This window comes from Arcicella lustrica, assembly GCF_034930985.1.
GTDB classification, from domain to species: Bacteria; Bacteroidota; Bacteroidia; order Cytophagales; family Spirosomataceae; genus Arcicella; species Arcicella lustrica.
Map to the genome: position 1 here is coordinate 683,875 of NZ_JAYGIM010000001.1, position 21,898 is coordinate 705,772.

25 protein-coding genes are annotated in these 21,898 nt (G+C 33.2%); 23 read left to right on the forward strand and 2 right to left on the reverse strand.

Features of this window, described 5'->3' with window-relative positions; genetic code table 11:
- The first annotated feature begins 281 nt into the window (after positions 1 to 281).
- From VB798_RS02840 to VB798_RS02865, 6 genes are all read left to right on the forward strand, one after another.
- The gene (locus VB798_RS02840) at positions 282 to 1,277 is read left to right on the forward strand and encodes a DUF4365 domain-containing protein (protein ID WP_323255748.1); all 996 of its coding nucleotides are present in this window, start codon (positions 282 to 284) and stop codon (positions 1,275 to 1,277) included.
- Between the two features lie 241 nt (positions 1,278 to 1,518).
- Positions 1,519 to 2,517, forward strand: coding sequence for an SDR family NAD(P)-dependent oxidoreductase (locus VB798_RS02845; RefSeq protein WP_323255750.1), 999 nt, complete (start codon positions 1,519 to 1,521; stop codon positions 2,515 to 2,517).
- 161 nt (positions 2,518 to 2,678) lie between these two features.
- On the forward strand, positions 2,679 to 3,503 hold the full coding sequence (locus VB798_RS02850) for a helix-turn-helix domain-containing protein (protein WP_323255752.1): 825 nt from the start codon (positions 2,679 to 2,681) through the stop codon (positions 3,501 to 3,503).
- A gap of 305 nt (positions 3,504 to 3,808) precedes the next feature.
- Positions 3,809 to 4,180 carry a BlaI/MecI/CopY family transcriptional regulator gene (locus tag VB798_RS02855; protein ID WP_323255754.1) on the forward strand — a complete coding sequence of 124 codons (372 nt, stop codon included), beginning with the start codon at positions 3,809 to 3,811 and terminating at the stop codon, positions 4,178 to 4,180.
- The gene (locus VB798_RS02860; RefSeq protein ID WP_323255756.1) at positions 4,177 to 5,607 is read left to right on the forward strand and encodes a M56 family metallopeptidase; all 1,431 of its coding nucleotides are present in this window, start codon (positions 4,177 to 4,179) and stop codon (positions 5,605 to 5,607) included. The genes VB798_RS02855 and VB798_RS02860 overlap by 4 nt, the downstream gene beginning before the upstream one ends.
- A 332-nt stretch (positions 5,608 to 5,939) precedes the next feature.
- Complete coding sequence (locus VB798_RS02865) at positions 5,940 to 7,049, forward strand: ligand-binding sensor domain-containing protein (RefSeq protein ID WP_323255758.1); 1,110 nt, start codon at positions 5,940 to 5,942, stop codon at positions 7,047 to 7,049.
- Positions 7,050 to 7,260: 211 nt separating this feature from the next.
- Here the strand turns inward: VB798_RS02865 and VB798_RS02870 are convergent, their stop codons facing one another.
- Positions 7,261 to 7,452 carry a hypothetical protein gene (locus VB798_RS02870; RefSeq protein WP_323255760.1) on the reverse strand — a complete coding sequence of 64 codons (192 nt, stop codon included), beginning with the start codon at positions 7,450 to 7,452 and terminating at the stop codon, positions 7,261 to 7,263.
- A 433-nt stretch (positions 7,453 to 7,885) separates the two neighbouring features.
- On the opposite strand from VB798_RS02870, the gene VB798_RS02875 reads away from it, so the two are divergent.
- The 13 genes from VB798_RS02875 (at position 7,886) to VB798_RS02935 (ending at position 18,463) form a co-directional block, all read left to right on the forward strand.
- Positions 7,886 to 9,967, forward strand: coding sequence for an alpha-L-fucosidase (locus tag VB798_RS02875; RefSeq protein ID WP_407654131.1), 2,082 nt, complete (start codon positions 7,886 to 7,888; stop codon positions 9,965 to 9,967).
- A gap of 308 nt (positions 9,968 to 10,275) precedes the next feature.
- Positions 10,276 to 10,443, forward strand: a complete 168-nt coding sequence (locus VB798_RS02880) for a hypothetical protein (RefSeq protein ID WP_323255762.1) — start codon at positions 10,276 to 10,278, stop codon at positions 10,441 to 10,443.
- A 355-nt stretch (positions 10,444 to 10,798) separates the two neighbouring features.
- On the forward strand, positions 10,799 to 11,272 hold the full coding sequence (locus VB798_RS02885; protein ID WP_323255765.1) for a hypothetical protein: 474 nt from the start codon (positions 10,799 to 10,801) through the stop codon (positions 11,270 to 11,272).
- A 492-nt stretch (positions 11,273 to 11,764) separates the two neighbouring features.
- Positions 11,765 to 12,565, forward strand: a complete 801-nt coding sequence (locus VB798_RS02890) for a DUF4595 domain-containing protein (RefSeq protein ID WP_323255767.1) — start codon at positions 11,765 to 11,767, stop codon at positions 12,563 to 12,565.
- 122 nt (positions 12,566 to 12,687) lie between these two features.
- Positions 12,688 to 13,167, forward strand: coding sequence for a YcxB family protein (locus VB798_RS02895; protein ID WP_323255769.1), 480 nt, complete (start codon positions 12,688 to 12,690; stop codon positions 13,165 to 13,167).
- Between the two features lie 68 nt (positions 13,168 to 13,235).
- Positions 13,236 to 13,706: a hypothetical protein gene (locus VB798_RS02900; RefSeq protein WP_323255771.1), complete on the forward strand. Its 471-nt coding sequence runs from the start codon at positions 13,236 to 13,238 to the stop codon at positions 13,704 to 13,706.
- A gap of 425 nt (positions 13,707 to 14,131) precedes the next feature.
- Entirely contained in the window at positions 14,132 to 14,590 is a 459-nt protein-coding gene (locus tag VB798_RS02905) for an SRPBCC family protein (RefSeq protein ID WP_323255774.1), read from the forward strand.
- 118 nt (positions 14,591 to 14,708) lie between these two features.
- The gene (locus tag VB798_RS02910; protein WP_323255776.1) at positions 14,709 to 15,329 is read left to right on the forward strand and encodes a dihydrofolate reductase family protein; all 621 of its coding nucleotides are present in this window, start codon (positions 14,709 to 14,711) and stop codon (positions 15,327 to 15,329) included.
- A 95-nt stretch (positions 15,330 to 15,424) separates the two neighbouring features.
- Positions 15,425 to 16,270, forward strand: a complete 846-nt coding sequence (locus VB798_RS02915; protein WP_323255778.1) for a carboxylesterase family protein — start codon at positions 15,425 to 15,427, stop codon at positions 16,268 to 16,270.
- 150 nt (positions 16,271 to 16,420) lie between these two features.
- Entirely contained in the window at positions 16,421 to 16,816 is a 396-nt protein-coding gene (locus VB798_RS02920) for a ribosomal maturation YjgA family protein (RefSeq protein ID WP_323255780.1), read from the forward strand.
- Positions 16,817 to 16,893: 77 nt separating this feature from the next.
- Entirely contained in the window at positions 16,894 to 17,286 is a 393-nt protein-coding gene (locus tag VB798_RS02925; RefSeq protein ID WP_323255782.1) for a VOC family protein, read from the forward strand.
- Positions 17,287 to 17,486: 200 nt separating this feature from the next.
- Positions 17,487 to 17,774 (forward strand): FKBP-type peptidyl-prolyl cis-trans isomerase, encoded by a 288-nt coding sequence (locus VB798_RS02930; protein WP_323255830.1) that lies wholly within the window; start codon positions 17,487 to 17,489, stop codon positions 17,772 to 17,774.
- Positions 17,775 to 17,899: 125 nt separating this feature from the next.
- Complete coding sequence (locus VB798_RS02935) at positions 17,900 to 18,463, forward strand: dihydrofolate reductase family protein (protein ID WP_323255784.1); 564 nt, start codon at positions 17,900 to 17,902, stop codon at positions 18,461 to 18,463.
- A 135-nt stretch (positions 18,464 to 18,598) separates the two neighbouring features.
- On the opposite strand, the gene VB798_RS02940 is transcribed toward VB798_RS02935, so the two are convergent.
- Positions 18,599 to 18,994, reverse strand: coding sequence for a rhodanese-like domain-containing protein (locus tag VB798_RS02940; protein WP_323255786.1), 396 nt, complete (start codon positions 18,992 to 18,994; stop codon positions 18,599 to 18,601).
- Positions 18,995 to 19,142: 148 nt separating this feature from the next.
- Between VB798_RS02940 and VB798_RS02945 the strand changes: the two genes are divergently transcribed.
- The 4 genes from VB798_RS02945 to VB798_RS02960 all read left to right on the forward strand — a co-directional run bounded on the left by VB798_RS02945 (position 19,143) and on the right by VB798_RS02960 (position 21,880).
- Positions 19,143 to 20,042 (forward strand): LysR family transcriptional regulator, encoded by a 900-nt coding sequence (locus VB798_RS02945; protein ID WP_323255788.1) that lies wholly within the window; start codon positions 19,143 to 19,145, stop codon positions 20,040 to 20,042.
- Positions 20,030 to 20,479 (forward strand): GNAT family N-acetyltransferase, encoded by a 450-nt coding sequence (locus tag VB798_RS02950; protein WP_323255790.1) that lies wholly within the window; start codon positions 20,030 to 20,032, stop codon positions 20,477 to 20,479. The genes VB798_RS02945 and VB798_RS02950 overlap by 13 nt, the downstream gene beginning before the upstream one ends.
- Positions 20,480 to 20,708: 229 nt before the next feature.
- Positions 20,709 to 21,569: an alpha/beta hydrolase gene (locus tag VB798_RS02955; protein ID WP_323255793.1), complete on the forward strand. Its 861-nt coding sequence runs from the start codon at positions 20,709 to 20,711 to the stop codon at positions 21,567 to 21,569.
- A gap of 59 nt (positions 21,570 to 21,628) precedes the next feature.
- On the forward strand, positions 21,629 to 21,880 hold the full coding sequence (locus tag VB798_RS02960) for a hypothetical protein (RefSeq protein ID WP_323255795.1): 252 nt from the start codon (positions 21,629 to 21,631) through the stop codon (positions 21,878 to 21,880).
- Positions 21,881 to 21,898 lie beyond the last annotated feature (18 nt).

Sequence of the window (21,898 nt, forward strand, 5' to 3'; positions counted from 1 at the left end):
TTATGTGGGTTTCCCTTTGATTAACCACATTGTTCAAATAATCCGGCAAGTATTGAAACAACAGTAAAATAGGTTCTCAGAAAAATCAAGCATTTTTTGAAGAAAATTCTATTTGAACTTTAATAACTCTTGGTTTAGTCTTTTGCAGATTCTTTAAAAACTTGATTTCTCAAGAAAGATTTTGCTTCATTATGTATGATTAAAGCTTTAAGACATAATTTATTAGCTTTGGAAGTTGGTTCGGACTGAAATTCTAAATAATTTTCTAACTCTCAATACTAATGATATACAATAGTGAAGAAAAAATAGGCGTTTATTCAGTCGCTAAGATTTTTACAGAGGAACTGAAATGGATTTTTAGAGAACAACCAATAAATGACTTTGGAATTGACGGATTTGTTGAGATAACAAGTAATTGTTTCAAATTTAAAGATTTAGTTCCTACTGGGAAGTTACTTGGAGTTCAAATAAAATCAGGTAAGAGCTTTTTTAAAGAAGGGAAAGACTTCAGTTATGTATTTAGAGGCTCAAAAAGGCATTTGAAATACTGGTTAAACTATTCAATTGCTGTTATTTTAGTGATATATGATAAAGAAACAAACTTAGCATACTGGCAAGAAGTCAATAAATCAACAATTACTACAACAGAGAAATCATTTAAAATCAATATTCCTAAGTGTAATTTACTTAAAAATGAAAGTGGAGAACAGCTTAAAACGATTGCCCATTTTAAAGATAAGTATCAATATAAACTTAACCAATTATTAATGTCGAACGATGAGGTTAAACTATTGGTAAAACAGCCGTTATTTCTTTATATTGAAATAGATGATATTCCTAATTCAAGTTATTATCACATTACATTATTAGTCTGCGATGAAAACTGTGATAATTCTCTAGAAATTATTTATCGTTATGATGACATAAATCCAAATAGGTTTGAATATATGTTTTATCTTTTGGAAGGCAATAGTTTAAAAGAAGCTATTACAGATACAATACCTTGGGCAGATTTATTTTTAGATGATATTGATTTTACTGACAATCTATTAGCAAAATATATTATAAGTGAAACACTAGACTCAAATAATCTAGAATTTGAACAAGATATTGTAGAATTAAAGGACAGAAATGCTTTTCTTAAACTAGCATGTTATTCATCAGGTTTGTATGATTTTAAACTGGAAATAAAAGCAAACGAGCTGGCATCTTCTTTTCTAGCACTTGAGGCATTTTTTAATAAAGAACCGAGTGTAAAACAAAGAATATATTTATAATTACCAGATTACGATATTTCAAAAAATATTGTAACAACAAGAAAATAGGTTCTCAGAAAAATTAGACAGCTCTTTGTTGAGGATAAAATTCTTATTTATCAAAGATTTTACTTCTGCTTTAAGACATTATACTCCTTCTAAAACGGCCTTTTAAACAAAGTATATTCGGACGTTTAAACAAAGTCGTTCCTATACAACCTTTCTAACTTTGTCTCATCGAAACAATTAAAATTTTAACAAAATGAGACAAAATAATAATTATCAAGGAGCTTTGCAGAAACCAATAGGTTCTGGATTTAACGCAACATCTACTTCAAGCGATGTCATCAGAGGTATTGACTTAACTGGAAAAATTGCCATCGTAACAGGTGGAAACACTGGTATTGGTTTGGAAACAACCAAAACACTTGTAGCCGCAGGAGCGACTGTCATCGTGCTTGCAAGAGATACTGAAAAAGCAAAGAAAAATCTGGAAGGAATTGTTAATGTTGAATTGGAAAAAATGGATTTGATGAATCCTGATTCCATTGACGCATTTGCTGATAAGTTCTTGGCTTCGGGCAGACCTCTTCATTTACTCATCAATAATGCGGGCATTATGTGGGTTCCGCTTCGTAGGGATAGCCGAGGTTTTGAATCGCAGTTAGTCACTAATTATTTAGCTCAGTTTCAACTAACGGCAAGACTTTGGCCTGCTCTTAAAAAAGCCAATGGAGCAAGAGTAATTAATGTTTCTTCGCAAGGACATCAATTTGCCCCATTCAATTTTGAAGACCCTAATTTTCTGAACCGAGAATACGAAACTTTACAAGCTTACGGACAATCAAAAACTGCCAGTAATTTATTTGCCCTTGAATTAGATAATCGTGCTAAAGCCCACAAAGTAAGAGCCTATTCATTGCATCCCGGTTCAATCTATGGAACAGAATTAGCCCGAGAAGCATCCTTAGAGTTGTTCCAACAAATGGGTTTCTTCGATGCCGAAGGTAATATTTTACCTGAAATTGTAGCCTCTCTGAAAACGATTCCGCAAGGTGCGGCGACTACTGTTTGGTGTGCAAGCAGTCCTTTGCTTGATGAAATTGGAGGAGTATATTGTGAAGATGCTGACATCGCTGAATTGGCTTCTGATTCCTCAATATCAAATGGTGCAAAATTATATTCTTTGGAGGAAGCTAATGCAAAACACTTATGGAAATTGACGGAAGAAATGATGGGTATTTCATTCAATATTCTTTAAGGACTAAGTCAAAAACACGAACAATATCAGTTTATCAAAATAAGTAAACCGATATTGTTCATGGTAAAATTTCAAAAATATTAACCTTCACTATATAAGCTAAAGCAGATGATTACTTTTGTATTACTGAATTTGATACTCAATGAAATAAAAAAAAGGCAATGGAATATAAAGCAAAATACATAACAGATGATATAAAACTTTCATGTTATGAAGACAAGTTTTTTAAGTCGGATATTATGTTCGACCACCACATGCTGATTTGGTTTATTTCTGGAGAAACCAAAATCGTTCAAGCGGATGCCACTTATATTTTCAAAAAAGGAGATATATTTTTAATTCCAAGAAATCAGTTAGCTACAATTATCAATTACCCTAAAGATGGACAGCCGCATAAAACCGTAGTAATGCACTTATCCACCGAAAGGCTAAGAGATTTTTACGCAAACCTGAATGTTAAACCCAAAGCGGTGGAATCACAAAAAATATATCTTTTCAACAATCATCCTTTGCTGGAAAGCTGTTTGGTTTCGTTGATTCCATATTTTGAAATGAAAGAATTGCCCGAAAATATTTCATCCCTTAAGATTACCGAAGCAATCAGTATTCTTAGGGCTATCGACAAGGGCATAGACAACGTATTGGCAAACTTTGAAGAACCGGGTAAAATTGATTTGATAGACTACATGGAAAAGAACTTTATGTTCAATCTACCTTTGGAAAAGTTCGGTTATCTAACAGGAAGAAGTTTGACGACTTTCAAACGTGATTTTGGTAAAGTCTTCAATACCACTCCACAGCGTTGGATTACTCAAAAGCGTTTGGAATTGGCACATTATCAATTTGTAGAAAAAAAGAAAAAACCCATAGATGTATGCTATGAAGTAGGTTTTGAAAATCTATCACATTTTTCCTTTGCCTTCAAAAAACAGTTTGGTTATTCTCCCTCGGAATTAATCGGGCGGCAGAATATTAGTCTTTCTTAATGAGTGATTAGTAAATAGTAATTGGCGATTAGTATTTAAATTGTTGATTATCAAGTATTTGAAATAAATATGAGTGTCGCTCAAATTGTATTTATTACTTAAATGTGACTAAACCCTTAATTAACCTATGTAAACGTCATTTGTTTTACATAGGTTATTTTTTGAAGTGGAAATTGTTATTTTAACAAACCTTTCTTCCTCCTGCTGAATAAGTAAATAACCCATTCTAAATATTTTTTACAAGTCTATTGTTTTATTGAAAATTTACTCTACATTTGTAGAGCAAATTACATAAACATAGAGCAATGCAATTGTCGAAATCAGAAGAGCAATTAATGGAAGTAATCTGGAAACATGAAACTGTCTTCATGAAAGATTTAATTGATAGTTATCCAGACCCAAAACCCGCAACAACAACCATAGCAACCCTATTAAAAAGAATGCAAGACAAAGGTTTTGTAGCTTATAATCTGTTTGGAAACTCCCGACAGTATTACGCTTTAGTGAAAAAGTCCGATTACTTTTCGAAGCATGTAAAAGGAATGATTGAAAACTTTTTCAACAATTCGCCTATGCAATTTGCTTCGTTTTTTACAACCTCTACAGATTTGTCATCCTCAGAATTAGAAGACCTTAAAAAAATTGTTGAACAAGAAATCAAAAGAAAAGAACAATGATAACCTACATCATCAAAATAGTTCTCTGTTCGGCAGTGTTTATTTTCACCTATAAACTACTGCTTGAAAAAGAAAAAATGCACAGCTTTAATAGAGGATACTTATTGTTAAGTATGCTATTATCATTTGTGATTCCCCTAATAACTTTTAATTATTCTACACCTACATTGCCCATTTCAGAGAATGAAATTCTGCAAACTAATTTTATAAAAGATTATAATACTACTGTTCAAGAAGTATCAGCTATAGAAAAGACAGATTATACTTTTTTAGTGTTGACAACACTTTATGGCTTGATTAGTACTTTTTTCCTTTTACGTTTTATCATTAATCTATATAAGATTCTTTCAAAAACCCGCAACAGTAAAACGATTCCTTTTAACAATTCCCAAATAGTCTTAAGCGATGAAGCATTGAGTCCTCATAGTTTTTTGAACTATTTGTTTGTCAATAATCAAGAATATGTCAGCGGAGGAATTGAAATGGAAATCTTATTGCATGAGTGCGCACACATTCAGCAGAGACATTCTTATGATATTCTGTTAATAGAAATATTACAAATAGTTTGTTGGTTCAACCCATTCCTCTTAATGTATAAAAAAGCAGTTCAGCTAAATCATGAATTTTTAGCGGATGAAGCCGTGATAAAGACATATCCTAACGTCTCTAGTTATCAGTATCTACTGATTGAAAAAGCCAGTAAAAGTAATACGTATCATCTATCAAGTTCTTTCAATTATCTCATAACTAAACAACGATTAATCATGATGACCAAATCAAAATCACCTCAAAATGTTTTGTACAGACAATTGGCTATTATTCCAGTATTAGCAATAGCAGTATTTGCATTTAGTACAAAATCTTTTGCTCAAGAAAAGCCTAATAACGTTCCAAAAGCCAAACAGATTATTGTACCAGCTACTCAAGATGGCGTTTCTCAAGCATTATTAGATGAGTACGAACAAATTCTTAACAGTAAAAAGAATAAAAAGGGAATTCCTCTCATATATAAGTTTACAGAGGCTGAAAGAAAAAGATTAGAAACTATATTCTTATCGATGAATGAAGAACAACAGGCTAAACAGAGAGTAATATTTAGACCAAGCCTACCACCATCTCCAAAGAGTGTTCCAACACAAGAACAAATTGAAGCTTGGAAGAATGATAAAATTTATGGTATTTGGATTGACGATAAAAGAGTCAGTAACTCAGTATTAAACCAATACAAAAACACTGATTTCTCTTATGAGTCTGTTAGTAAGCTTGAGAAAAATGCTATTAACTATGGTAAACATTATTATCAGATAAGTTTAATGACTCATGCAGGTTATGAGAAATATTATCAAGAAACAATGGCAACTAAGGATCTGTATCACATGGTTGTATTCATAGATAGCAAACCTCGTAAAATGATTAAAAAGAGTTAATTTTCTGGATTTTAAGAGTAAGAGTAATATGAAGAGCTTTGCTAAATTTTCAACATTTAGCAAAGCTTCTTTTTTTTAAAGTCTCAAAGTCTGCCGTTGGTTCAAGTATTTTTTATTTCGATTACTTGTTGCCTCTACTTGTTTATCGTTATTTCCTCAGTCCCGCTAATCCAAATACATTTCCACACATCATTTACACTAATTTACAATTTATTTACACTTTTTCTGCTTGTATAGAGGGTATTAAAGATAGCTTTGTTACACTAAGTACCAGTTTTGGAAGATAATCTGGAATGGTTACTCTTTTACTATAAGTAGAAATAATTTAGCAAATGACTATAACAACATTCAAACCAATCTTCTCTTTTCTAGTAGTATCCATCTTTTTTTTATCTTGTAATGGACAGACAAAAAGTAAACAATCAAATGAAACGGTTGTAGAACGCCAATCATTTACCAGTAAAAATCCAAAGCTAACCAAAACCCAAGGCACAACCGAACATCAAAACGTACATTGTAGTCTGCAAGACAAAGACGGCAATCTTTGGTTTGGAACAACTGGCGAAGGTGTTTATCGATATGATGGAAAAGAATTTATTCAGTTTACAGAAAAAGATGGTTTAAGTAATAATAAAGTTTGGTCTATTTTAGAAGATAAATCTGGTGATATTTGGTTTGGTACAGACGATGGCGTTAGTAGATACGATGGGAAAACAATATCAAAAATTCCTTTTATACTGACTAGTATGAGTGGTTTTGGTATCCCAACGCCACAATCTGGTATAAATGCCGTTTGGAGTATGATGCAGGATAAAAGTGGCATAATTTGGTTCGGTACTTCGCTAGATTTGTATTGCTATGACGGAAAAACGTTTAGTCGTTTTTTAGACAAGTTCACCATAATAAACAATCAAAATCTTAAACTTAAATGGGTACAGTGCTTTTTAGAAGATAGCAAGGGAACAATTTGGATGGGTTCAGGACCAATTACAGAAGAAGGCGTTGTTCGGTATGATGGAAAATCGATTAAGAGTGCAAAACCCAATAGTGACGGATGGATAAGGTATATGCTAGAAGATAAAAACGGACATATTTGGTTTAGTGGAAGACAGAACGGAGTATTCCGTTACGATGGTCAAACATTTACAATGTTTGCAGAAAAAACAAATATAGGTTCAGCCATTTTTAAAGACAAAATTGGAAACATTTGGTTTGATGGTGGTGAAAAATTGAATTCTATAGAAAGTATAGGTGGATTATGGCGATATGATGGAAAGACATTTGAAAATTTTACTACCAAAGACGGAATGGGTAAATATTCAGTGTGGAGTATGCTTGAAGATAGAAAGGGAGACATTTGGATTGGAACACGAAACTGCGGACTTTATCGTTACGATGGACGAACATTTACAACTTTTTCTGAAAAAACAAAGACTAATTGAAACGATGGCAACTCCGCTGGTCTAAGTGTTTTTTCACTTAGACCTAAAATAAATGCAGTCTCCGACTGCACACTAGTCCCACGATAAAATAACAAAGTTCGCTGAACGTTAAAGCATTTATCTTTTTAGATTAAAAACTTTCTCACAAATCTTTTTCCTTCTCAAAGCCTAAAGTCCTGAAGTCTCAAAATCCTAAAGTCCAAAACAAAACCTAAGATTGGTCATTTGTTGAACGTATCAAACTGATGCCTGAAGAAAAGAAAATAAAGCCAATAATTCCATAAGTCAAGAGTGCCTTGATATTTTGTCCACCAGATTTATTGACAAATAAAGTAGCAGCATAGATAAGTCCTACAATACCTAATAGGGTGAGTATAGCCCCGAAAATTCGTTTAATGTTCATAATTAATCTATTATTGCTATTAAAATTATCTTGTAATTTATTTAATGGTATCGAATATCCTGATAGTTCAGTATCGACAAAGGTATGGTGCTAATTATCTAAAATGTTACATAATTATAGGAATAACTTACATCATTCACAGATTCTTCTTTCAGCCTTCTAAGTGAAAAAATCGTTTAGATTCATTAATAAATGCAGTCTCTCAACGTTCAAGTATTTTCTTTTTAGACTAAATCCTGTTTTATCAAAGCGTCTTAAAGTCCTTAAGTCTAGCGTCAAAATCCCCAATCCTAAAGTCTGAAACAAGTGTTGGCTAACTCTCTCTGTTAAAAAAATAGCTTTTGATAAAGTATTTTCTAAGTTAATTTACTTTAAATCAAAAAGCTGTTTTTTGAAAGAGACTGCTCTAACATTATCCAAATCTTACAATAACATGAATTATAAACATTTGATTTTAGCATTACTTATTTTTACCAATTTTTGTACATTGGGTCAAGTAAAAGCGCCTTCTCCTTATGGACCTGTACCCAGTGAAAACCAAATGAGATGGCAGCAAATGGAATATTATTCCTTTGTCCATTTTTCAGTGAATACTTATACTGATATGTCGTGGGGAAAAGGAGATGAAGACCCAAAAATTTTCAATCCTGATAAATTAGATTGTCGCCAATGGGCAAGAATTTGTAAAGAGTCAGGCATGAAAGGCATTATTATTACAGCAAAACATCATAGTGGCTTTTGCCTTTGGCCATCAAAATACACGGATTATTCAGTAAAGAATTCTCCATGGAAAAATGGAAAGGGCGATATGGTGCGTGAGATGGCTGATGCTTGTAAAGAGTATGGTTTAAAACTAGGTATTTATCTTTCTCCGTGGGATAGAAACCATCCTGACTATGGAAAACCCGAATACATTGCTTATTTCAGAAATCAATTGCGTGAACTACTGACAAATTATGGTGAAATTTTTGAAGTTTGGTTTGATGGTGCCAACGGAGGTTCTGGTTATTATGGCGGAGCAAATGAAACACGTAAGATTGACCGTACTACTTACTATGATTGGGAAAACACGTATAAACTTGTTCGTTCTTTACAACCCAACATTGTAATTTGGAATGATGGTGGTGATAGAGCAGACCTTCGTTGGGTTGGAACAGAAGCAGGTTATATTGGCGAAACCAATTGGAGTTTATTAAATGACAAAGGTGATGTGCCAGAAAATATGCTTCGTTATGGATTGGAAAATGGAAATACTTGGGTGCCGGGTGAGGTAAATACTTCTATCAGACCCGAATGGTTTTATCACCCTAAAGAAGATAACAAAGTAAAAACCTTACCTCAACTGATGGATACTTATTATAATTCTATCGGTAGAAATGCCACTTTATTATTGAACTTTCCCATCATGCCGAATGGTTTAATTCATCCTTATGACGAAAAAGCAGCGTTAGATTTTGGAAAGGCTGTCAAAGAAGTATTTGCTGTAAACCTTATCAAAGGCGCAAAAGTAGTCGCTTCTAATGTGCGTGGTAACGACCCAAAGTTTGGAGCAAATAAGGCAATTGATGTAAGTAACGAAAGTTATTGGACAACCGATGATAAGGTAAAGACTGCTAGTTTGACCTTCAATTTTGCAAAGCCGATTGCCTTCAATCGCTTTTTGGTACAAGAATACATCAAATTAGGACAAAGAGTAAAGGCCTTTACTTTGGAAGCATTCGTCAATAATCAATGGACAGAAGTAGCCAAAGAAACAACGATAGGTTATAAACGCATTCTACGTTTCAAAACGGTTAAAGCCACCAAACTTCGTTTGAACATAACCGATGCCAAAGCTTGCCCACTGATTTCTAATATTGGCATATATGATGCTCCACAAATATTAGTGCCTCCCGTAGCCATTCGTGAGCGTTCGGGAGATGTACGTATTATTCCAGCAGATTTTGAATCTCAAATATATTATACCTTGGATGGTAGCACTCCTACTTTGAAATCGAATCAATATACTGAACCTATCAAAACAGATGATGGCAAAGTTGTCATTAAATGTATTAGCTACGACCCAAAAAGTAAAAAGACCAGTACTTTGACGGAAGAGAAATTTGATGTTTCTAAAAAAGCTTGGAAAATGGTTGGTATTGAAGATAAGGAGGTAAACAACTTATTAGACGGAAATCCTGATACGCAATGGTATCAAAAAAATACGGTTAAAATGCCCGTTGATTTGGTGATTGATTTAGGTAAAATTCAAAATATTAGCGGGTTCAAATACTTGCCAGACCAAAACTGGTGGGGTTCAGGAATTATTACACATTACAGTTTCTTTGTATCCGAAAATGGTAATGATTGGAAACAAGTAGATGAAGGTGAATTCTCGAATATTAAAAATAATCCTTTGTGGCAAATAAAAACTTTTGCTACTCAAAAAGCTAGATACATCAAATTGAGAGCTTTACGAAATACCAAAGACGATGACACCGTTGGCTATGCTGAGATTGATGTTATTACAGAATAGGTGATTATAATTAATCAAACTTTTCCACTTAGCAGGCGAATTAATTCGCCTGCTAAGTGGAATTTTATTTTTAGGAAGGCATTCCTGCCGTTGTTGGTGTTTTTCACGGGGTCGCCAAGACCAACAACACGTGCGTAAGCCACACGCCAATCATCGAAATCTTTGTTACTATGGAGGATAATTTAACTGTGCCCTCGCTAGTCTAAGTGTTTTTTCAATAAACCCACAAATAAATGCTTCTCTGACTGTACATTTTACTACCTTAATTATTCTCATTATTCCTTGTTGCTAATGACCCAAATTTGTCATTGAGACAAGACAACGGCAAAAGAGACAATCCCTTAAAGTTGCCTTTTGTAGGTACAACAAGCCAAACAGTAAAGCAAGAGTTTTGCTATACAAACAACGGAAAGTATTCTCATCATTGGCTCGTTGCTTTCGCCCGTCTCGTTGGTAACAATACCAACGATGGCTAAAAATCTTCCAGTCCCCAATCTTGCCTCTTGCTTCTTTCATCTTTAGTCTTAAAGTCCTAAAGTCCCCCAAATACCGTTTAATAAAAAAGTGATTAAATTTTCCTCCATTTTTTACGTCCCAATCGAATTTTTCTTTATGTTTGATGTATCGCAAAAGTTGGTAGATGCACCTGATATTCGACACCGATAAACCATCTCAAGCGAAGACCTTTCGTTGCCATTATCATTCAGAAAATTTACGTTCAAACTTCTTTTTGAGAGAAGAAATTCTTACAAAACGATTGCACCTTTCTGGAGGTATCGCCCCGAAAACAGAATACTCTTATCTATTGCAATTTTAAACCTTTTACATAAAATGAGTAACACAAACAAAATCTCAGCCGTTTTGCCTGAAGCAGACAAAACCGCAACCCTCGCTTTACTTGAACAAGTAAAAACCAAATTGCCTTTTTTGATTAGTACGCCTGAGGCAGAAAGACCCAAACGAAAGATGGGAGCCAAGAGTGTAGAGTATGTTAACCTATGTTTGGAGGCAGCCAAAGAATACCCAACAAAACTTACGGTAGAATTTGATACGCCAGAATTTGGGAAAGATGTTGATTTGATAAACCAGTTGTGGGCAATCAGAATTAAAATTGGCGATTTATTGGATAAAGTGGATGACACGATGGAGGCAGCCAGTGGAGATTCTATGAAAGCAGCCGATAGAGTATATGAATTATTAAAAGCGGCTGAAAAAACAGATGGCTCTGTCTCTGAAATATTACGAAGAATTGCCCAGTTTTACTCAGGGCAATCAAAACCCAGAGCAAAGAAAACAAATCCATAATGATTAAATCAGAAGACCACTCTGAGCGCTCTTTAGTTCACTCAGAGTGGTCTTATAGTTCACTCGAAGTGGTCTTGTATAGCACTTAGAGTGGTCTCTAGTTCACTCGGAGCGGTCTTGTATAGCACTCGGAGTGGTCTCTAGTTCACTCAGAGCGGTCTTGTATAGCACTTAGAGTGGTCTCTAGTTCACTCGGAGTGGTCTTGTATAGCACTTAGAGTGGTCTCTAGTTCACTCGGAGTGGTCTTGTATAGCACTTAGAGTGCTCTTCTAGTTCCCTAGCTGGTGCATTGTTAAGCAATGCGTCACTTGTACTCAAATAGAATATTTCTTTTGAAAAGAAATAATTTTAAAGTCCAAGGCATAGGCTTGAGCCAGTAAGTGTCTGGAAGTACTGAAGGAGATTTAGGAAGTGATTTGATAGATTCCAAGGATTAGCATTAATTTCTATAAGAAAAATAAGAAAACTCTATAATTTAAACATTAAAAATCATGAACAAAAAACATTTACTACCTGTCTTTTTTGTGTTGCTATTCAGTTGTAAAAAAGATGAAGACACTGCAAATCCCCAAACACCTAATTGTTATGTTACATCAGTTAAAGATGAATCTAAAGGTATAACTGCAACTATAAATTATGATAAACAAAAAAAGATTTCTGGTATAATTAGAAAGCAAGGGACATTTCAATTAGAGAAAGATACAGTCATTTATTCGGGCAATAAAATAACAGTGAATTCAACTCCTTATAACTATTCTGAATATGTGAAATCTACTTGGACTTTAAATAATGCTTCACAGGTTGCCAATTTATCTACATTTGATGTTTATAGTAAAGAGTCGAGGAGCTACAGTTTTGAATATAACAGCGATGGGTATTTGATTAAATTCATATCAGGTGTTTTTCAGTATGACGTAACTTACGATTCTGGAAATCCCATAAAAATTACTTCTAAAAGAACAGATTTTACTAATTCGCCAGTATTAAGTTATGAAATGGAATATTATGCAGACAAACTTAATTTGGAGCAACCTAATTTTCAAAAATCACCTATAGTGTTCAATTTTCTTGATGAGGGTAACTTTGGTTTTTTCTCTGGTGATATTTGGTTTATTTATAATTTGGGAAAAAGATCAAAAAATCTCATTAAAACACTTAAAAGGTATAATTCAGGTGGGAATTTAGGTTCAACTTTTAATTTTACTTATGAATTTGATGGTGATAAATTGAAAAGAAGGTTAATGACTGGGACATCATCTAATAATTCAACATTTACATATAAATGTGAGTAAATGATTTTAGTTTTTTCCCCCGTTGGTCTAAGTGTTTTTTCACTTAGACCAACCAATAAAATGCAGTCTTTGACAGCACCTTTGAGACTTTTAGCTTTAAATACCATTTAAATTTTAATAGAATGATTAGAACTAAACGATTTAAATATACACCAAAAGAATTATTTAGTCTTTTGATAACATTGTATTTTAAGAAAAGTTGGTGGGTTTATGTTTTGGTTTTGATTTTAGTGATGATAATGACTGAAGTTGATAATCAGGAATCTTTAACTCTTTTTCTTGGAGTATTTACTATCCTGTATCCTTTTTTTTATGCAATACAATTGTGGAAGTTTGTCAAATCTAAATCTAATAAACTTTTGTCTTCCGAAAGATTATATGAGATTGATAATGAAAAAATACAAGGAATATTTGATGAAGTAACTCATTCAACAATAAAGCTAGACCACTTTATAAAAGTTGAATTTATTAGTAATACTTATCTACTCTTTTTATCAAAAAGTCAATTTATATACATACCTGTTGAGTCATTTGAACAAGAAAGTGATAGAATGTGGTTTGATGCCGAAGTGATAAGCAAAATAAAGAATCGGTTGGGCTAATTTTTTCCCCCCGCTGGTCTAAGTGTTTTTTCACTTAGATTTACAATAAAACCACATGAACAAATAAAATGAAGCGACATATAATTTTACTACTAACCATCTTTACAGTATTATCAAGTTGCAATGATTCTAATTCTGAAAAACAAAAAGAGTTGGAGCTGAAAGAGAAAGAAAATGCTCCACAAACTAATACTCTACCACTACCTGTTGACAAAGTTGAACCTTCTAAAACCAGCAAACTATCCAATGTTGAAAATTTAATCGGTTATTGGTTTGTACCACACGGAGCGACAATAAATATTAAATTTAAACGTGACGGAAATTTTGAATTTAACGACTATAATGTTAAGCTCGATAAAGAAGAATTATTAAAAGGTACTTATCAATTAGAGAATGGAACATTAACACTTTTTTATGATGACAGACCTAAGCAAAAATTCAAATTCTATAAAGGTAAAAACGGTGATGAAAATTACTACATAAAAAAGACAGGTTACTATTTTGTGAAAGGTGAAAATGGGTATGACTATCAAAACTAAATTCTCGCTAGTCTAAGTATTTTCACTTAGACCCACAAATAAATGCAGTCTCTGACTGCACTCACACACAAAGCGTCACTTGTACTCAAATAGAATATTTCTTTTGAAAAGAAATAATTTAAAAGTCCAAGGCATAGGCTTGAACCAGCAGAGGAGCCATTAGAGCTTACACTATATATTAAGAGAAATTCACTCACTAGTTTAAGTGTCTTGTCATAAGATAGTTTAACTGAAACTGTCAACCTATTTTAGGACAAAACATCCGCTGAAAAGTTGTCAGTGAGACACTGACAACGGCAATGGTAATGAATAAAAGAAGATAAAACCTGCCCTAGCTTATGACTAGTCGGAACCCATGTTAAACGATTGCAAAGTATGATGGAAAATAGTAACTTGAAATACTAATTTAAACGATATTTAATAGTATGGAAAAGTTACAATTCAAAGTAAGCATCAATGCTCCTGCAACCAAGATATATGATTTTATGCTTGGCATTAACAGTATATCAACTTATGAAGAATGGACTTCTTTGTTTAACCCGACCTCTACTTATGAAGGAAATTGGGACAAGGGAAGTAAAATGCTATTTGTTGGTGTAGATGAGAATGGAGAAAAGGGAGGTATGGTTTCTAAGATAGTAGAAAACATACCCAACCAATTTGTTTCGATTCAACATTATGGTCTCTTAAAAGCTGACCAAGAAATTACGGAAGGACCAGAAGTAGAAAAATGGGCAAACGGATTTGAAAACTATACTTTCGAAGAAAACAATGGGACTACAACCGTTATTGTTGACTTAGACACCGCAGAAGATTTTGTAGATTATATGAACGAGAGCTACCCCAAAGCACTCGACAAGCTGAAGGAAATTTGTGAAAAATAACAAATTCAAGTTTATCTTCAACATGCAAAGAAACTGCCAGAGTCTAAAACATTGTTAGGGCAACCATTCCATCAGTTAAGTAAACAAACAAGAACTCTTAATTACAGATAAGAAAAATATGAGTAGAATAATTTTCGATAGTGGAATATCTCTTGATGGTTTTTTTGCAGGAGATAACAGAAGTCCTCAAAATCCTATGGGTGGTGTTTCAGGACAAATTCATTCTTGGATGTTTAATCAAAAAGCATTTTGGGAATATTTAGGATTTGAAGGAGGTGAAGAAGATGGACTTGATGGGGAATTTATTAGAGGGACAATTGAGCGAACAGGTGCATTTATTATGGGAAAACGCATGTTTGAAGAAGGCGAAGCCAGTTGGCCAAATGACCTATACAAAGCTGACGTTTATGTACTAACACACGAAAAAAGAGAACCTTGGATTCAAGAAGGAACGACAACTTTTTACTTCATAAATGATGGAATAGAAAGTGCTTTAGACAAAGCAAGACAATCAGCAAAAGGGAAGGACGTAAGAATACAAGGTGGAGCAAACACAATTCAACAATTTCTAAACGCAGGACTTGTTGACGAGTTTTTTATTCACATTGCACCTGTTTTTTTAGGAAGTGGTATCCGACTCTTTGAAGGCATTAACAAAGACAAATATGATATACAAATTGAAGAGGTAGTACCGTCAGACTTGACAACCCATTTAAGATATAAACTGATAAGGAAATAGAAAACGACCCGATAACACCAGTTTGGAGTTGTTGGAGTGCTTATGACTAGTTGGTAGCAATTTTGCACACCTCCCAAACAAACAGAAACTTAACAATGACAAAAACCCTTTTATTAGCCTTATTTATCTCTACGATATTATTGACATCTTGTTCGACAACTAAAACACAATTCGGAGAAACTGTTATTGAAAATACTGCTGACACATCTTTATCAAAACAAGCGATTCTAAAAATCAGAAGTTTAAACAACGATATTTTTGATTCAGCAACTTTTGTAGGAAAAGAGCAAATAGAAATTAAGTATCGTCTATTTAAACCCAATCAATTAAAAACTAAAGAAAAATATCCACTAGTAGTTATATATCATAGTTCAGGGCGACCAGTTGGAACTGACAATAAATCTCAACTTGGAATATTACAAAAGTTGTTTGCAAGTCCTGATATTCAAAATAAATATCCAGCTTATGTTTTAGCACCACAATTCCCTACCCGTTCATCTGACTATGTAATGGACACTTCAAGAAATGTGCTTTATTCAACACCAAGATCCTGTCTAAATTCAGTATTATCACTTATTGATACACTAAAATTAAATTTGAATATTGACACTAAAAGAATTTATGTAATCGGATTTTCTATGGGAGGTTCAACAGTGATAAATTCATTATCAGCCAGACCAGAACTTTTTGCAGCAGGAATTAGTATTTCAGGCATTCCTCAGTTTGACAAAATACAAGACTTGGCAACGACTCCTATTTGGTTGATTCACGGCATTGACGACACAGAAAATCCAATCAATAGTGACGAACAATTTTATAGAGAAATGAGTAAAAATATTCGGTATTGGAAATTAAAAGCAACCACACACGACAATGTTTTTACGACACAGATTTTAGGAGAGACATTACCAAAATGGCTATTCAAACAACGCAAGAAATAAAACTGTACGAACAAGTAAGTGCTTCTAGAAGCACTGAGAGAAGCTAAGTTTGTTGAGAATCCGACAGCAGACACAAAAAAATAACCACAAAGTATAAAGCTTTTGGTAAATTCGCCACTTAGCCATTTATAAATTTTTACAACGTTACCAATGAGCAGTATTCTAAAATTCAACTGGAATTATTTTATCATAGCATTTTTGTTATTTGTAGTCGAAGTACTTATTGCGATGTTTGTACATGACCAATTTATTCGCCCTTATTTTGGCGATTTTTTAGTGGTCATACTGGTTTATTCTTTTGTGAAATCATTTGTAGATTCTCCTTTTTTAAAAACAGCAATAGCTGTTTTAATTTTTTCTTTTACGCTTGAGGTTTTACAATACTTTGATATTGTTACCAAAATAGGTTTAGGACATTCAAAATTTGCCAGAACTGTTATAGGAACATCGTTTGAATGGATTGACTTAATTGCCTATACGCTTGGAATCGTTTTTGTAATTTATGTAGAGAATAGATTCTACTCAACTAATGCGAGAAAGAGTTAAGTACAGGCACTTCTTTGAAACACAATATTATTACTGTTACACAAAAATCTAATCTCTTTCGTAAAACGACAATAGCAATGAAAGCCAATACAACTTTTTTCGCTCCAGAACTTTATATCAATAATGGAGTAAATGACATCTCATTTTATAAAAATGCCTTTGGCGCAACAGAAAATCTATGTTTTAGAAATGAAGATGGTAGCATTCATGTAGCAGAGTTTTGTATTGATGGTGCTATTTTTCATGTTCATGAAATTACTTCTATTAAATTCTTCTCTCCTGATAAACACAATGGCTGTACTTGTTGCATTGGTTTATTTGTGCCAGATGTAGATGCAGTAATGAACCAAGCAATCATTGCGGGTGCAATAGAAATCAGTCCCGCTGAAGATTACGAATATGGCTACCGACAAGGAACGATTAAAGACCCTTTCGGGCATTATTGGCAAATACAAAAAAAGATATCATAAGTATTAAGAACGCTTTTCGATTTGTTCCATATTTTATCAAACACTGGGTTAGTACTCATCATCACTATCAATAAACCATAAAAGAATCCATGAAACCATTGGCAATAATATTTTTACTCTTAATATTAGCAGGCTGTTCAGATAACATTGTTACGACAAAATCAGGATTATAATATCGTATTGTAGAAAAAGGAACTGGCATTAAAGCCAAAGCAGGAGATGAGGTTTTTATTTATGAAACTACAAGCTATAGAAATGGCACTGTTTTGTATTCAAATTATAATTCAAAATCGCCTGTAAAAGTGTTGATTGGAGGTAATCAAGCGACAGCCGCAGTGGACGAAGGATTAAGAGGTATGCGAGTAGGGGAAATTAGAGAACTAACCGCTCCTCATTTTCTAGTGAAAAGAAAAGGTTATCCACCCAATGTTTCTCCTGACTCAACTTTAGTTATTAAAATGAAACTGGATAGAATTAAAAGAAAGTAAAATTGTCATTGATAATATAACAGGCTGATTTTGAGGATAAAATTGTCGAAATTGTACCTTTGATTGACGCATAGATAGCCGTTACGAGAAACCTTTTTAAAATACATTTGTAAAAACAAAAAGCCATGAGAAAGCTAAAATTACAAATGAGAATTTCGGTTGATGGATATGTCGCAACACCCGATGGAAACGAAGACTGGTCGTGGTATCCAGACGAAAAAGGCTGGCAATTAATCAATGAATTGGCAGATAGCTCTGATACTTTGCTTCTTGGGAGAAAGATGTCGGAGGCTTTTATTCCACATTTTGAAGGATTCAAGCCAGAGGATAATAAGTATGATTTCGCCCAAAAGATGGTGAATATTCCTAAAGTAATTTTTACTAAAAGTTTAGAGACTTCCTTTGGCAAAAATACCACTTTAGCTAAAGGAAATCTAGCGGAGGAAATTGCAAATTTGAAAAAGCAAGAAGGTAAAGATATTTTGGTGTACGGCGGGGCAAGTTTTGTTGCATCACTCATCGCTGGCGGACACATTGATGAGTTTTATTTGTTTGTTACACCAGTACTAATCAATAAAGGTCTAAGTATTTTTAACTTATTAGACAAACATCAAAAACTTAGATTGCTAAGTGTTACACCCTTAGCATCTGGCGTAGTTGTTTTGTGTTATCAATTGAAGAATGAGTAAACGCATTGTGTTATCAAAATTTGTTGGCAATCCTTGGTGATTGCCTTTTTAGTTATATCAATCTCAAAAAGGTAAAGCGGACAAATATAGACCTCGAAAATCTATATTTGTCCAACTTGCTAATAGAAAACCGAATTAACAGGCGCATTGAATTTTTTCGCCACTTGGAGTTGACTTTGTTCCTTCGGTAGCATAACCATCAAATTTCCACCATTCAATTCCGCCCATTAGTTCTTTGACTTTAAACCCTAATTTTGACATATTTAACGCACCTTTTGTCGAAGCATTACAGCCAATTCCATCGCAATAAGTTACATACAAAACATCTTTATCCAAATGTTTGGTGCTTTCCTCATTCATTTCACGATGCGGAATATTTATTGCCATTGGAATATGTTCGGCTTCAAAGCCAAATTGTTTTCTTGCATCAAGCGGAACAATTTTTTCATTGTTATTTAATGCATCAAATAAATCTGACGGATCCATTTCAAAGGCTAATTTGTTTTCGTAATGTTTAATTTGTAAATCCATTTTTCTAAATTTTAAGATTAATAATGATGCAAAACTAAAATAACTTTGTACGCCATAAAAACGAAAAGAATTCATCATTTGTAACGATTATTTTCATATAAATCTGACTGTTTAATATCGTTACTTTGTATAAAATTTAGAACAGAAAATGGAAATTAGACATTTACGCCTTATCAAAGCTATTGTAGAAGAAGGTAGCATTACAAAAGCTATTGATAAATTACATTTAACACAATCGGCGTTAAGTCATCAATTGAAAGAAGCCGAATACCAATTGGGTACAAAAATATTTCTTCGCATCAATAAAAAATTGATTCTAACCAAAGCAGGAGAAAAATTATATGCAACAGCCAACGAAATTTTAGACAAACTTTCCGACACTGAAAAAGAAATCAAGCAACTGATTTTTGGCGAAGTTGGCGAAATAAGAATTAGCACAGAATGTTATTCAAGTTACCATTGGTTGCCTTCTGTTTTAAAGCAATTTCATCTTTTATACCCAAACATTGAGTTGAAAATTGTGATGGAAGCTACTCATTATCCTTTACAAAAATTACAAGAAAATATTTTAGACATTGCCATTATTAGCGACCCAATCAAAGACGAAAATATTAAGTATGTAGAACTTTTTCAAGACGAGATGATGATGGTAGTTTCTGAAAATCACCCTTGGGCGGGAAAAAAATTTGTCGTTGCCGAAGACTTTATTAATGAACATTTGTTGATACATTCTTTGCCATTAGAAACTGTAACTGTTTATCAGTTTTTGTTAGAACCAGCAAAAGTTAGTCCTAAAAAAATAACGCCATTACCACTAACTGAAGCATCAATTGAAATGGTAAAAGCCGATATGGGAATTATGGCAATGGCAAAATGGGCTTTACAACCCTATTTAAAGAACAACTCAATAAAAGCAATAAAAATTGGGAAAAATGGACTGAAAAGGAAACATTATATTGCTTATATGAGTAACAAAACCTATCCCGATTATTTTCAGCATTTTATTGAATTTTTGCAAGCCGAAATCAACCAACAATGGATTATATAATCAGAAAGTTAGAAGAAAAAGATTTAGCAACTTTGGTTGAATTATGCCAAAACCACGCTGAATATGAACAAGCAACATACAAATCTATTGGTAAAGAAAAACAACTCAAAAATGCAATTTTTTCACAAAATCCGAAATTGTATTGCTATGTAATTGAAAGTGGGACAGAATTAGCAGGTTACTTTTCATTCACTTTTGACTTTTCGACTTGGGACGCACAGACTTTTTTATATTTGGATTGCCTTTATTTAGAACCAAATTTTCGTGGACTAAAAATTGGTGAACAAGTTTTTGAAAAATTAAAACATATCGGACAGGAAAACAATTGTGTAAATATTCAATGGCAGACACCAACTTTCAACGAAAGAGCCATCAAATTTTACAACAAAATTGGTGCTACAGGAAAAGATAAACGTAGGTTTTTTATAGATTTATAGACCTCGCTAGTCTAAGTGTTTTTCACTTAGGCACACCAATAAATGCAGTATTAGAAGTATTTTGCTACATATTTCATTCTTTTATTTTTGCTATGAATTGAAAAATGAAAAAGGATTATACTTGTAAAAAACCCAAGCGTTTGCCGCTACGCTAAGAATAGAAAATTTTCTCATAATCGGTTCGTTGCTTTCGTCCGTCTCGAAATTGTTACCCTAAAAATTAAACGATATGACTTCTCTTCATAATTTTCTCAAATCGCTTTTACTGTTTTTATTGTTTTTCAATTTGAAGGTTAATGCCCAGAAAGTTGAGCTATATAATTCTATTTCAAATGATGTGCTGACAATTCCCTCAAAAGTATTGAATGAAGACCGCCGTTTTTACGTTCATGTTCCTAAAACAGATTCTACTAGTCTTAACAAGACATTCCCCGTATTGTATTTATTAGATGGAGAAAACCATTTTCATATACTTTCCGCATACATTGACTACTTAAGTCATTGGGAAGAAATTCCACCAATGATAGTGGTCGGTATTATTAATACAGACCGTAAAAAAGACCTTACGCCCTCCAAAAACACAATTACTTATGATGGTAAAAACGACACCACTTTAAGATCAAGTGGCGGCAATGAACATTTTTTTCAATTTTTACAAAAGGAATTAATGCCTTATATTGAAACAAACTATAAAACAAATTCTTTTAACATATTTGGAGGGCACTCTTTTGGCGGTAATACCACAATTAATTGCATGCTTATTCGTCCTGAGATGTTTGATGCCTACATTGCTGTAAGTCCTTCGCTTTGGTGGGATAATAGATTTATGCTAAAACAGGCAGATGAAAAATTGAAAAAGTCATCTGTGTACAACAAAATATTTTTTTATAGCGATGGGAACGAAGGTGGTTCCTTTCATACAGCCGTATTAAAATTTGATAAATTGATTTTAAATAAAACATTGAAGGGACTTCGTTTTAAATACAATTATTATCCCAAAGAAAGTCACATGACAGAGCCAATTGTTGCCTATTATGATGCCTTGCGGTTTATTTATAAGGATTGGAAAAAAAGTACTGATGCAAAGTAGTAAATTATAACACCATTGGTGGTAACCATTAAAAAAATCACAATCTAAAAACTAAAAAAATGGAAAAGGAAAATTTGCACGAACTCTCTACAGAAGAGTTAATCAAAAAGAAAAAGAGTTTAAAATTTGCTTTTGGTTTAATGGTAGGAAGTTTAGTGATTTCACTGATAGTAACTATCTTCCAGACAATCAAAAATGGATTTCAATTATTAAATATTACTCCATTTTCACTTTTACCTATTACAGCTATCATATACAATTCAATTACTAATATCAACAAAGAATTAAAAAGTAGAAATGTAAACGGATAATCTGAAAGTCCCGCTGGT